We start from the raw sequence: 12,634 nt of genomic DNA, 5'->3' as shown, positions 1-12,634 counted from the left end.
TTTAAATTGGTTAATTGCTCATTTAACCAGTTTAAACAATTCTGCAATTAAACAATTAAAATATTGGAATGGAATTTTTAGAATTGAAAGATTTTTTGGATTATAAAGTTGCGCAATACAATCAGCCAGGCTTTATTACTAATGATCCAATTTGTATTCCACATCAATATACATTGAAACAAGATATTGAAATTGCTGCATTTTTTGCAGCAATTTTAGCTTGGGGGCAACGTAAAACGATCATCAACAAATGTAATGAGCTGTTTTTAAGGATGGATAACCAGCCTTATCAGTTTATGCTGCACCATAGTGATCACGACCTGAAAGGATTGCTAGGTTTTAAACACCGTACGTTTAACGATACAGACCTGTTGTATTTTGTTTCTTTTTTCAACTACCATTATACCAAATCGAATAGTTTAGAAACTGCTTTTTTACCACCACAAACTTTTAATTCGGCTTATTTGCCTGAGTTTAATGAGGTCGAAATTGAACTCTCTTCATCGGCTTGTATGCTAAACCAATTTAAAATAGAAGACTTTACTGCAGAAAAAGCCCTCAATCATTTTAGAACCTACTTTTTTAGTCTACCAGATTTTCCTAGACGAAGCATTAAACATATTTCATCACCATTGCAGAAATCGACCTGTAAACGCCTAAATATGTTTTTAAGGTGGATGGTGCGGAAAGACAACTGTGGGGTAGATTTTGGGGTGTGGAATACCATTCCAATGTCGGCACTAGTTTGTCCTTGCGATGTGCATGTTGATAGGGTAGCGCGAAAATTAAAATTGATCAACCGGAAACAAACGGATTGGCTAACTGCTGTAGAGTTGACCGATAAACTGAAGGCATTTGATGCCGCAGACCCTGTTAAATATGACTTTGCGCTCTTTGGTTTAGGGATAGAGGAGAAATTTTAGGGGGGAGGAAATAGGGAATGGGGAATAGAAAATAGTAAATGGGAAATAGGGAATAGAAAATAGGTAGAGAGACTTCTATTGCTATTTAAAAAAACTGAAAAAGAATGTCATTGCTGCATGGCAAATGCAGTCCCGCTTTTGTTACTGCCGAAGAAAAATCGGCATTCACGTCAATCGGGTTTAGCTAACAAAACCAGTGGTTCTTGGCAAAAGCAGACCTAAATAGTTGCATAAGCCTGCGTTCTATAAACGGGATTGAAATGAAAATCCTTTTTGCTGCGAAGCACAAAAAGATTGCAATGGAAAGCCCGGCTATCGTTAAAAAGAGCTCGGAAACTGATTTTCAAATCTAAAAAAGAGATAGACGTTAGTATTTAAAATTGGTAGGAAATGGGGAATAGGGAATAGATCGGGCTAACTGAATAGGTTATAAAGATTTCTGAAAACGATGTTACTGCGGTTTGGCAAATGCCGCCTCGCCTGCCTACCGCAGGCAGGCTTTTGTTACTACCGAAGAAAAATCGACATCCACGTTAATCAGGTTTATTTTACAAAGGCTTTGTTCGATTGTGTTTCTTCTATTATCTTTAAAATATGATTAATCTTAAAGCCGAAATAGAAAGATTTGAAAGCAATGGTGAAAAAACCGGATGGTCTTATGTTTTTATTCCGAATGCCGTTGCCGATCAGATTAAACCTGGCGAAAGGCGAAGCATAAGGGTTAAAGGGACCATAGATCGGGTTGAAATTAATGGCATAGGTTTGTTGCCCATTGGCGAAGGCGATTTTATCATGGCACTCAATAAGCCCTTGCGTAAACAACTTGGAAAAGAAGCAGGTGCAAAGGTTGAGTTGAATTTAAGCTTTGATGCTGATTTTAAGATTGAAATGCCCGATGATCTGGAAATTTGCTTGGCTGATGAAGAAGTGTTGTTGAAGCAATTTTTATCGATGTCAAAATCACATCAGAACTATTTTATCAATTGGTTAAATACGGCTAAAACAGAAGTAACGAGAACCAAAAGACTGGTTATGATTGTAAAGGCAATGGCCGAAAAATATAATTTTGGAGAGATGATTAGAGCGGGTAGGGATGTTAGTCTTTAGTCAATAGTCTTGAGTCTATAGTCTGAAGTCAATAATGAATAGCTTACAGAAGGGGGGGGGGTGACCGCGTACTCTGGACTCTAGAGTGAGGACTGCAGACTCTGAACTACTTAAAACTAACGACTATAATTACGGAACCAGCTGTTTACTTTCATTTGGATCACTCCTAAAAAAGCTTCCCTGAATATTCTTGTACTCATTTTAGAAGTTCCTTCTGTGCGGTCGGTAAAAATGATGGGCACTTCTACCACATTAAAACCATACTTTATGGCCGTGAATTTCATCTCAATCTGAAAAGCATAACCTACAAATTTGATTTTGTGCATAGGAATAGTTTCCAATACCAACCTGCGGTAACATTTGAAACCTGCAGTTGCATCTTGAATGTCGATTCTGGTAATCCAGCGAACGTACATAGAGGCGAAATACGACATCAGTACTCTTCCCATTGGCCAGTTCACTACGTTTACTCCTTTTACATAGCGTGAACCGATGGCCAAATCGGCACCATTTACACAGGCCTCACGTAACCTGATCAAATCTTCTGGATTATGAGAGAAATCGGCATCCATCTCAAAAATATATTCATAATTTCTAGACAATGCCCATTTAAAACCATGGATATAAGCAGTTCCTAAACCAAGTTTACCTTTACGTTCTTCTAAGTGCAATTGTTTAGGAAACTCTAACTGTAGTGTTTTAATAATGTCTGCAGTGCCGTCTGGAGAACCATCATCAATGATCAGGAGGTGGAAAGCATAGTTTAAAGAAAAAACTTTACGTATAATTTTTTCGATGTTCTCTTTCTCGTTATAAGTAGGGATAATGACTAAGCTATCTGACACAAGTTTGTTTGGGGTTAATGGCCATTGACTATGGATTGTTTAACCATTGACTACGGATGAACAAAATTAGGGATTAAAAACCAAAAGCCCGAAATTTCTTTGCGGGCTTTTGGTTAAATGTTGTTAAATTTTTTATTAATGAACTCCATTCATCCACTTGCGCAATAATGGATTTAATAAGAACAAAAGTAATCCTGCTACAACAGGGATAATCGTAAATATTAAAAAGAAAGTAGAGATAGAATATTCGGTACTGATTTTATCAATTAAACCACCAGTTTTTCCAGCTAACCAATTTCCAATAGCTGTACAAGTAAACCATACGCCAAACATTAATCCAACTAATTTAGCTGGGGCTAATTTACTTACATAAGATAAACCAACCGGAGACACACAAAGTTCGCCTACAGTATGGAAGAAATAAGCAAAAATTAACCAAAACATACTCACTTGTGCTACCGATGCACCTGCAGCGATATCTTTACCACCATAAGCCAGCCCGGCAAAGCCTAAGCCTACAAAAATTAATCCTAAACCAAATTTAACTGGTCCGCTTGGGTTAAATTTAGTTTCCCATAATTTAGAGAAGAATGGTGCCAAAGACACAATGAAAAACGAGTTTAATATACCAAACCAAGAAGCTGGAACCTCAGTGTTCACAGCTGTGAACTCTTTTTGCACTTTCCAAATGGCTAACCCCCAAATGATAATGAAACTTAAAGTTGTGAAAATAATAGTTGCAGGATATTTTTTAAAGATTTTTTGTGCTAAGCCAAATAATACTACAGAAACTGCCAATAATGGGAAAATAGTTAAGGCTGCATCTGCCCATCTAAAAATTGTACCTGCATTTCCATTTAAGTTCCTTAAGGTATAATCTTTAGCAAAAATGGTCATTGATCCACCTGCTTGTTCAAATACCATCCAAAAGAAAATGGTAAAGATTGATAGGACGAAAATTACCAATAACCTTTCGGTAACCACTTTTTTAGGCAATTCCTCTACTTTGTTCTCTACTTTTTTAGTTACGGTATTTAGGGCTGATCCAATTACACCGAATATTTTCTGTCCGAAATAGAACTGTAGCATACCAAAGAACATAAAAATACCAGCTAGACCAAATCCCCAGTGCCAGCCAATTTTTTCGCCTACATAACCACACATTAAAATACCCAAAAATGCACCAGAGTTGATACCCATGTAGAAGATGGTATAAGCTGCATCTTTTTTATCACTAATGGCAGGGTATAATTGTCCAACCATTGAAGAAATATTCGGTTTGAACAAGCCATTTCCAGCCATCATTAAAACAAGGCCTAGATAGAAGAAATTCATGTTTAGCCCTTCCATTGCCATGGCAGCATGTCCAAGGGTCATAATTAACGCACCCAAAATAACTGCTTTTCTGTAGCCTGTTAACTTATCGGCAATTAGACCACCAATAATTGGTGTCAAATAAACCAAGCCAGTATACCATGCATACAAACTTAAAGCTTCGGGTCTAGTCCATGCCCAACCACCTTTACTGGCCTCGCTTACTAAAAAGAGTACCAATAAGGCCCTCATTCCATAGTAACTAAACCTTTCCCACATTTCTGTGAAGAATAATACGAATAGTCCTACTGGATGATTGATCAATTTATCGGTTGCTACGCCACTATTTTCTAGGTGTAAATCTAAGACCTGATCTTGGCCTAGGCTGGAAGAATTTTCTATTGCCATGTTTTTAGTTTAGGTGTTTGTGTGTTTAGTTTAAATTGCAAATTAAGTAAGTTTATTTATATTTTTTGTAACTATTTTATCCCCTTCTCTCTCATAATGCCATTTAGCCATTTTAAGAGTACGAAACCGATAACGGCCGAACAGGTCAATAAGGTAAAGTTAACCCAGAAGAAGTTAGATTTATCGCTATAAGTATCCCATAGGGTAGAGAGTACCCCAGAAAGTTTGTTTCCTATTGAGGTAGCCAAAAACCATCCACCCATCATTAATGAAGTAATTCTGGTAGGACTTAGTTTAGAAACCAAAGAAAGTCCCATTGGGCTTAAGAATAGTTCACCGATGGTAATCACTCCATAACTGCCCATGAGCCATAATACAGATACTTTTTCAGAACCATTGTTGCCAGCATAAACAGCAGCCACCATTACCAGTACAGAAATGGCAGAGATCAATAGTCCGAATATGATTTTTGTAGCTGTACTTGGTTCTTTTTCTCTGCGTCTTAGCCAGCTAAAAAAGGCAACAACTAATGGAGTAAGTAGAATTACCCATGCCGGGTTAATCGATTGGCTTAAATTGGTTGCCCAAAGCTCTACTTTTCCGCCTTCTTGCGGAAGTTTAGCAGCTGGTACATTTTTGAAATAAGTAGGGTAGTTGAACTCTTTCAATACCACGCCATCTTGTTTTTGTAAACGGAATGCATTGTCGTATAAGGCAATGCTATCTTTTTGATAGGTTACATTCTGAGATAAACTTAAGCTAGAGAAAGTGTTTTTTGCTACTGGATTTGTTAATTCTCTATCTGTATAACGATCGGCCCAAGTGGTTAATGCAGTTCCATTTTGTTTAAATACGGCCCAAAATAAAATTACCACAGCAAAAATGGTTAATAAAGCAGCAATAGGCCGTTTTTCCTCTTTGTTGGCTTTGAAAAATAAGGTGCTGTAGAAATAGATTACTGGTAAACAGGCGAAAATAAAGGCATCAGTAGAGGTAGAACCTACCAAGGGATGCCCTAATAATTTACTTGGCAATACCCAACCAATTACGCCCGCAACTACAGAAGGCAATAGAATTAATAAGATAATTTTAAGAAAAGGCATATCGTCTTTGGTTACGCCTTTTTTAATATCGAAAGCCCTGTAATGTTTTAGCCCGCTGATAAATACAACCACGCCAATAAACATCCCTATTCCGGCAGCGAAAAATGCATATTCCCATCCCAGCATAATGTATAGGGCGGCACCAAAGAAATTACAGATAAAGGCACCAACGTTAATGCCCATGTAGAAAATGTTATAACCATCATCTTTCTTATCCTCATGTTCTGGCGTAGAATAGATATTTCCAAGTAGGGTAGAAATATTGGGTTTGAAAAATCCATTTCCTAAAATAACCAAGGTCATGGCCACATACAACATGGTTAAGCTGTGCACACCCATAAGGCAATAACCAATACCCATCATTAATCCCCCAATGATAATTGATTTGGCATAACCGAGATACCTATCGGCAATTAAACCTCCTAAAAATGGGGTTAAAAATACCAATGCAATGAAAGTGCCATATAAATCGGCCGATTCGGCCTCTGTCATCGCAAACCCTGTTTTTACATCTTTGAGGTAAAGTGTAAAAATTCCGATCATTAAATAATAACCGAAACGTTCCCACATTTCTGATAAAAAGAGAAATTTTAATCCTTTAGGATGTTTTGTAGTAATTGATTTTGACATAATTTTTGGCTTCAAACAATTTGCAATATAAAAACAGGAGGCGATAGTACCAAATATTGCCCATTCCTGAATATTTAGTGATTTTGATTAATGATTACAGTAGATGCTTTAGTTGGTCTGCCGTATAATTCATCATTGGCAGAAGCATCATTTTTTAACTGTATATTTTCTGAGAGAGATAATTTGCCATAAACCAATTTAAAGCCGTCAAAACTTGAGTCTGAGGCATAAAATTCAAATTTTCCAACCATTTTTGGATCGTAGGGTACCAAATGGTCAAAAACAATCATGTTCACCTTTTTATCAAAAGTTAAGGTCATTGCATTTTGTTTATTGTACTCAAATACAACCCTGTTTTTTAAAGGGGAATTTTTAACGGGTTCAAAAATGTTTTTCCCAAAAACAGGCTCTCCCTTTTCGAAGGATAAAACCTCGATTATTTTTTTGGTTGTTTTTTGGTCATTACCTTTCCAGCCTAAAAGGAGGAAATAAGGTTGTTTTCCGTTTACAATTACTGGCAAAATTTCATAGTAACGAGCACCAAGCCAATTTTTATGGCTAGTTACTGCATTTGCATCAATTAAATTGTTGGTGTCGTCTGTTAAAGGGAATAATTTCAAGCTCCCGTTTGGTGTAGCCATTTGGATGGTGCCATAATAGCGGTAATTACCTTCATCAGTTGGTATAAACCAGGTAATGATCCGAAAAGATTGATCTGGTGATTTTAAAACAGAAATGCGTTTTAAAGAATCGAAATCGTAATTAAATGACCCGTTTATTTTTAATGCAGTGACCAGCTTTTTAACAAAAGCTGCATTTTTTTCAAAACGAGAAAGGTTGTCTTTGGCAGTAAAGGTTTCTTCGCTCAGTGTAAGCAAAGAATCTTGATAAGCGCTTAGCTTAGATTTGTTGTCGGTAGTAACCGTATATTGTGCACTTAGTTTTGTAGTTGCACAACATACGATTAATAGAATTAATATCTTGCTGCTGAAGGCTTTAATCATCAAAGCTGTTTTTGGGTGTTAACGTAAATTCTCGATAACTATTGCACTTGCACCGCCACCGCCGTTACAAATACCAGCCACACCAATTTTTCCATTGTTTTGTGCCAAAACAGAAAGTAAAGTTACTACAATTCTGGCCCCAGATGCGCCAAGTGGGTGCCCAATGGCAACAGCGCCACCATTTACATTCACCTGGTTTTCTTTTAAACTTAATTCTTGATTATTAGCTAAAGAAACTACTGAAAATGCTTCGTTAATTTCAAAGAAATCTACGTCAGCAGTGCTTAAACCTGCTCTGCTTAGGGCTAAAGGAATTGCTTTAGATGGGGCAGTAGTAAACCATTCTGGTGCTTGTTGTGCATCGGCATAAGCTAAAATTTTAGCCAATGGTTCAATACCCATTTCTTTCGCTTTATCGGCACTCATTAATACTAAGGCAGCAGCACCATCATTTAAGGTTGAAGCATTTGCAGCAGTAACGGTACCATCTTTTTTAAATACTGGTTTTAAGCTTGGTATTTTATCAAATTTTACGGCCGCTGGTTCTTCATCTTTATCAAATAAAGTAACCTCGCCTTTGCGGTCTTTAATTTCTACAGCAACAATTTCTTCGTTAAACTTGCCAGCTGCTTGTGCCGCTTGTGCTCTTTTGTACGATTCTATAGCGAAATTGTCTTGATCTTCTCTGGTAATATGGCAAGTTTCTGCACAAAGCTCTGCAGCAGATCCCATGTGGTAATCATTATAAACATCCCACAAACCATCTTTAATTAGGCCATCAGTAATTTGACCATGTCCTAAACGGTAACCATTACGGGCTTTATCTAAGTAATAAGGTACATTGCTCATGCTTTCCATACCACCTGCTACTACAATTTCGTTTTGACCTAGGGCAATACTTTGTGCAGCCAACATAATTGCTTTGGTGCCAGAAGCACAAACTTTATTAATGGTTGTGGTAGGTACATCTGGTAAACCAGCAAACTTAGCTGCTTGTGTTGCAGGTGCTTGGCCTAAATTAGCAGACAATACATTACCCATGTAAACTTCTTGAATACTTTCTGGAGCTAAACCAGCCTTTGCTACAGCCGCTTTAATGGCAAAACCACCTAATTGGGTAGCAGAAAATCCTGATAATGAACCGCCAAAACTGCCAACGGGCGTTCTAACAGCAGCTACAATTACTACGTCTCTCATATTATATTTTTAAATATTTGGTGGGCGCAATTTAGGTAATTGAGCACAGATTACCGCAAAAATGTTTGATTTTGAGTAATTGATCAGGCGTAGCTTTGTGAAATAGAATGGTTTAATGCATTTTAAACCCTTGGTTTGCAGTAAAAAGATTAAATATGGATAATTAAAGCCTAGTCCAAATTTTCTTTTTTGCTTCTGCCTTTCTTCTTCGCTTTAATAGCTTCATTGAGCAGGTATTCAATCTGCCCATTCGTGCTTCGAAATTCACTTGCTGCCCATTGCTCTATTTCTTTAAGTAGAGCAGGGTTTATTCTTAACACAAACGCTTTTTTATCTTTCTCTGACATCTGTTTCTATAGCTGTTATGTTGTACTGTCTTTTTAGGTTGATTAGAAAAAGAGCCAATTCGTCTGGTCTATCTGTGCTAAAAAGCACTTTTTTAGGGTCTAATTCCAGCTGCAAACCTAATATTTTGTCGTTAAAAATATAGGCTTTGTCATTAAACTTAAACCAGAGGCGGGTACGTAAGCCCCAACCACCATATTCACTTAAGGCATCGTACTTTCTGAGATAAGCCCTTTTAATAGTAGCCCAAGAAATGTGTTTTTTTCTTACAAATGGCCAGTAATGATAGGTAATCCCATGTTGATCAATCTTTAAGGTCAATCGGTTTTTGGTGACGAAGAAAACAATCACATAAGGTAACAATATAGAAAAGATAGGTAAGAAATAAATATCCTTTAGGTCTTGCCAGCTCATGCCTCCTTTATCTAAAAAGATAATGCTACAAACAATGATGGTTTCTATACCCAAAAGAATATATAACCACCATAATTTTAACTGTTGTGTTTCTTCAAACTCCATTAGTTGTATAAAGTACCTGTATTTACAACTGGTTGTACATTTCTATCGCCACAAAGCACTACCAATAAATTACTTACCATGGCGGCTTTACGTTCTTCGTCCAATTCAACAATACCTTTTTCAGAGAGCCTGTCTAATGCCATCTCTACCATTCCAACAGCCCCTTCTACAATCAGTTTTCTGGCAGAGATAACCGCTGTAGCCTGTTGACGTTGTAACATGGCGCTGGCAATTTCTTGTGCATAGGCCAAGTGCGAGATCCGGGCTTCAATTACTTCAATGCCCGCTCTAGATAAACGTTCGTTCAATTCTTCTTCTAAAAGAACACTTACCTTTTCTGCACCATCTTTTAAGGTAATTTCTGCACTTTCATCTTCCATATTGTCATAAGCAAAACTGTTGGCTAAATGTCTAACCGCTGCTTCACTCTGAATGTTTACGTATTGTAAGTAGTTCTCTACCGCAAATGTGGCTTTGGCAGTTTCATTTACCTGCCAAACAATTACGGCGGCAATTTCAATTGGATTACCCATTTTATCATTTACTTTCAATTGTTGCCCATTTAAGTTTCTGGCACGTAATGATAATTTCTTTTTAGTAGTAAGCGGATTTACCCAGAAAAAGCCGTCAGACTTTACCGTGCCAACATATTTTCCAAATAAGGTCAATATCTTAGATTCGTTTGGGTTTACAATAATCAATCCCGGTGCAACCAGAACAAAATTAAGCGTTAAAAGTAAGCCGCCTAAAATAAAGCTCTCCAAGGCGAAACAAAAAACTGCTGCACCCAAAAGCCCTAAAAATAATGCTAATGCTAAATACCCAGATGGTGGGTTAATAATTTTTTCTTGATACATAATTGATATTGATTTGATATCACAAATTGAAATATAAAATCTGAGATAAACAAATAAAATAGTGGAAATATTTATGTTTTAGGCTATTGATGAAAATAATCTTAATTTTGGGTTAATCAATTTGTACAGCTTTGGCCAAAATCAGAAAAAATCCTAAAGTACTTTACCGCAAATATTCATCTAACATTAAATATGTAATGATGGTAGTTTGTGTATTTGTAATTACACTCTATCTGCCTAAACAACCTCGGTTTAGGTACGAATTTGAAAAAGGAAAGATCTGGTTAAACAAAGACCTGATCTCGCCATTTAGTTTTGCCATTTTAAAAACAAATCCACAGCTCAATACCGATAAAAAGGAAGCGTTGAACAATGTGTTGCCAATCTATAAATACAATGAAGATGTGTTGAAAGGACAGAGAGAAGCATTTTTAAATGAATTTGATGTCAAATGGAGATCAAGTGCCTTGGTCGAAAATGAAAAAGAAGCCACCAAACAATCGGCACTAAAAATGCTCGAATTGGTTTATAAAAAAGGGATTATCGGCCTTACTGCCAAACACCAGAAAGAAGATAAACATTACGATTTTTCTTTGGTGAACAACAATGTATCGATAAAGACCAACTCACAAGATGTTTTTACTACTGAAAGCGCTTTAGATTATTTCAAGAACAACTTTAGGTCTACCAATCTAAAAGTGAAGGATGTGATTGTGAATTTGGTAGAGAGCCATCTAAAACCTAATCTGCTCTTTGACGAAAGGTTAACGGCAATGGTACAGAACAGTACGGTTAATAGCCTTTCTACTACTAAAGGGATGGTGCAAAAAGGCGAGCTGATTGTAGCCAAAGGAAGTTATGTAGATGATGAAGTGTATCAAAAACTACTTTCTTTTAAAGAGACGTATGAAGCGCAGACCAAAACCATAGGTGATAACAGACTTGTGTATTTGGGGCAAGTGCTTTTGGTAGGTTTTATCATTACCTTGTTAATGGTTTTCCTTTTCCTTTTTAGGAAGGATATTTTTGCTGATAACCGACAGCTTTCTTTGCTTTTACTGGTGATCACTTCGATGTTGCTGGCTTTAACCTGGGCCATTAAACTCAATCTGCCAAGTTTATATTACATCCCATTCTGTATTGTACCCATTATTATCAGGATCTTATTTGATACCCGTTTGGCACTCAATTTACATTTGCTGGTTATTTTAGTTGCAGGTTTTTTTGTGCCCAACAGTTTCGAGTTTGTGTTTTATCAGGTTACAGCGGGTATGGTGGCCATTTATAGCATTAAGAATCTAATCAAAAGAGAGCAATTGCTCATTTCTGCTTCGTTTATATTGGCATCGTATTTTGTGGCCTTTGTGGGTATTGCACTGTTGCGTGAAGGTTCTTTCAAACAAATAGAATGGGTAAACTTTTTGCCTTTTGTATTTAGCGTGTTGCTGTCCTTATTGGCTTATCCATTGATTTATGCGTTTGAGAGGGTTTTTGGCATCACATCAGATGTGGCGCTGATTGAATTGACCAATACCAATAATAAATTGCTCAGAGAGTTGGCTTTTAAAGCACCAGGTACCTTCCAGCACTCTTTGCAGGTAGCAAATTTGGCCGAAGCCGCCATTTTTAAGATCGGTGGAAATTCACTATTGGTTAGGGCAGGGGCATTGTACCATGATATTGGTAAGATGGAGAACCCTCAATATTTTATCGAGAACCAAAATACAGCGGTTAGTCCGCATGATAAGTTGCCGTACGAACAAAGTGCCCAGATCATTATTAAACATGTGCACAAAGGCATAGAAATTACCCGCAAGCATAAGTTGCCAGAGAATGTAATTGATTTCATTAGAACGCACCATGGCAATACAAGGGTCGATTACTTTTATCAATCTTTCTTGAAGAATTCGCCAGAAAAATTCGTCGACGAAAATATTTTCCGTTATCCCGGACCCATTCCTTTTTCTAAAGAAACAGGTGTGTTAATGTTGGCCGATTCGGTCGAAGCAGCGTCGAGAAGTCTCAAAAATCCGGATGCTCAGAACATAAATGACCTCGTTGAAAGGATAATTAATTACAAATTGGAGCAAAATCAGTTAGATAATTGCGATTTAACGCTAAAAGATTTAGAAACTATAAAGCTGATATTCAAGACAATGCTCATGAGCATCTATCATGTGAGGATAGATTATTTACAAACTACGTAATTTTTTTTTGCAAACATCAATGAATTGCTATATTTGCAACCTCGAAACGCAATAATGCGCAACGATAGGAGAGGTGCCTGAGTGGCCGAAAGGAACAGTTTGCTAAACTGTCGTACTGGCAACGGTACCGCGGGTTCGAATCCCGCCCTCTCCGCAAAAAGCCCATCAATATACA

General features: G+C 37.2%; 11 protein-coding genes and 1 tRNA gene. 4 read left to right on the top strand and 8 right to left on the bottom strand.

Annotation, left to right across the window (positions count from 1 at the left end; genetic code table 11):
* The first annotated feature begins 68 nt into the window (after positions 1–68).
* Together AQF98_RS11165 and AQF98_RS11160 are read left to right on the top strand one after the other, a co-directional pair.
* Entirely contained in the window at positions 69–923 is an 855-nt protein-coding gene (locus AQF98_RS11165) for a TIGR02757 family protein (protein ID WP_055132010.1), read from the top strand.
* A 594-nt stretch (positions 924–1,517) separates the two neighbouring features.
* Positions 1,518–2,030 carry a YdeI/OmpD-associated family protein gene (locus AQF98_RS11160; protein ID WP_055132009.1) on the top strand — a complete coding sequence of 171 codons (513 nt, stop codon included), beginning with the start codon at positions 1,518–1,520 and terminating at the stop codon, positions 2,028–2,030.
* 116 nt (positions 2,031–2,146) lie between these two features.
* Here the strand turns inward: AQF98_RS11160 and AQF98_RS11155 are convergent, their stop codons facing one another.
* The 8 genes from AQF98_RS11155 to AQF98_RS11125 all read right to left on the bottom strand — a co-directional run bounded on the left by AQF98_RS11155 (position 2,147) and on the right by AQF98_RS11125 (position 10,252).
* Positions 2,147–2,875, bottom strand: a complete 729-nt coding sequence (locus tag AQF98_RS11155) for a polyprenol monophosphomannose synthase (protein WP_055132008.1) — start codon at positions 2,873–2,875, stop codon at positions 2,147–2,149.
* A gap of 135 nt (positions 2,876–3,010) precedes the next feature.
* Complete coding sequence (locus AQF98_RS11150) at positions 3,011–4,597, bottom strand: peptide MFS transporter (RefSeq protein WP_082434991.1); 1,587 nt, start codon at positions 4,595–4,597, stop codon at positions 3,011–3,013.
* 71 nt (positions 4,598–4,668) lie between these two features.
* Positions 4,669–6,330: a peptide MFS transporter gene (locus AQF98_RS11145; RefSeq protein WP_055132007.1), complete on the bottom strand. Its 1,662-nt coding sequence runs from the start codon at positions 6,328–6,330 to the stop codon at positions 4,669–4,671.
* Positions 6,331–6,404: 74 nt separating this feature from the next.
* Positions 6,405–7,334, bottom strand: coding sequence for a hypothetical protein (locus tag AQF98_RS11140; RefSeq protein WP_055132006.1), 930 nt, complete (start codon positions 7,332–7,334; stop codon positions 6,405–6,407).
* A gap of 18 nt (positions 7,335–7,352) precedes the next feature.
* Complete coding sequence (locus AQF98_RS11135) at positions 7,353–8,531, bottom strand: acetyl-CoA C-acyltransferase (protein WP_055132005.1); 1,179 nt, start codon at positions 8,529–8,531, stop codon at positions 7,353–7,355.
* 170 nt (positions 8,532–8,701) lie between these two features.
* Positions 8,702–8,878 carry an Arc family DNA binding domain-containing protein gene (locus AQF98_RS21840; protein WP_082434989.1) on the bottom strand — a complete coding sequence of 59 codons (177 nt, stop codon included), beginning with the start codon at positions 8,876–8,878 and terminating at the stop codon, positions 8,702–8,704.
* Positions 8,862–9,395, bottom strand: coding sequence for a hypothetical protein (locus tag AQF98_RS11130; protein WP_055132004.1), 534 nt, complete (start codon positions 9,393–9,395; stop codon positions 8,862–8,864). The genes AQF98_RS21840 and AQF98_RS11130 overlap by 17 nt, the downstream gene beginning before the upstream one ends.
* Positions 9,395–10,252 (bottom strand): SPFH domain-containing protein, encoded by an 858-nt coding sequence (locus AQF98_RS11125; RefSeq protein WP_055132003.1) that lies wholly within the window; start codon positions 10,250–10,252, stop codon positions 9,395–9,397. Before AQF98_RS11125 ends, AQF98_RS11130 begins: the two co-directional genes overlap by 1 nt.
* A 131-nt stretch (positions 10,253–10,383) precedes the next feature.
* On the opposite strand from AQF98_RS11125, the gene AQF98_RS11120 reads away from it, so the two are divergent.
* Both AQF98_RS11120 and AQF98_RS11115 read left to right on the top strand, forming a co-directional pair.
* Positions 10,384–12,459, top strand: coding sequence for an HD family phosphohydrolase (locus AQF98_RS11120; protein ID WP_055132002.1), 2,076 nt, complete (start codon positions 10,384–10,386; stop codon positions 12,457–12,459).
* 67 nt (positions 12,460–12,526) lie between these two features.
* Positions 12,527–12,613, top strand: a tRNA-Ser gene (locus tag AQF98_RS11115).
* The last annotated feature ends 21 nt before the right edge of the window (positions 12,614–12,634 follow it).

It is taken from the genome of Pedobacter sp. Hv1, assembly GCF_001412215.1.
Lineage (GTDB): Bacteria > Bacteroidota > Bacteroidia > Sphingobacteriales > Sphingobacteriaceae > Pedobacter.
This window is presented reverse-complemented; position numbering and strand designations above follow the sequence as displayed.

Coding starts and splice junctions, on each gene's coding strand:
- AQF98_RS11135 (WP_055132005.1), bottom strand. CDS start 8,531: ATGAGAGACGTAGTAATTGTAGCTGCTGTTAGAACGCCCGTTGGCAGT.
- AQF98_RS11130 (WP_055132004.1), bottom strand. CDS start 9,395: ATGGAGTTTGAAGAAACACAACAGTTAAAATTATGGTGGTTATATATT.
- AQF98_RS21840 (WP_082434989.1), bottom strand. CDS start 8,878: ATGTCAGAGAAAGATAAAAAAGCGTTTGTGTTAAGAATAAACCCTGCT.
- AQF98_RS11150 (WP_082434991.1), bottom strand. CDS start 4,597: ATGGCAATAGAAAATTCTTCCAGCCTAGGCCAAGATCAGGTCTTAGAT.
- AQF98_RS11140 (WP_055132006.1), bottom strand. CDS start 7,334: ATGATTAAAGCCTTCAGCAGCAAGATATTAATTCTATTAATCGTATGT.
- AQF98_RS11160 (WP_055132009.1), top strand. CDS start 1,518: ATGATTAATCTTAAAGCCGAAATAGAAAGATTTGAAAGCAATGGTGAA.
- AQF98_RS11165 (WP_055132010.1), top strand. CDS start 69: ATGGAATTTTTAGAATTGAAAGATTTTTTGGATTATAAAGTTGCGCAA.
- AQF98_RS11125 (WP_055132003.1), bottom strand. CDS start 10,252: ATGTATCAAGAAAAAATTATTAACCCACCATCTGGGTATTTAGCATTA.
- AQF98_RS11145 (WP_055132007.1), bottom strand. CDS start 6,330: ATGTCAAAATCAATTACTACAAAACATCCTAAAGGATTAAAATTTCTC.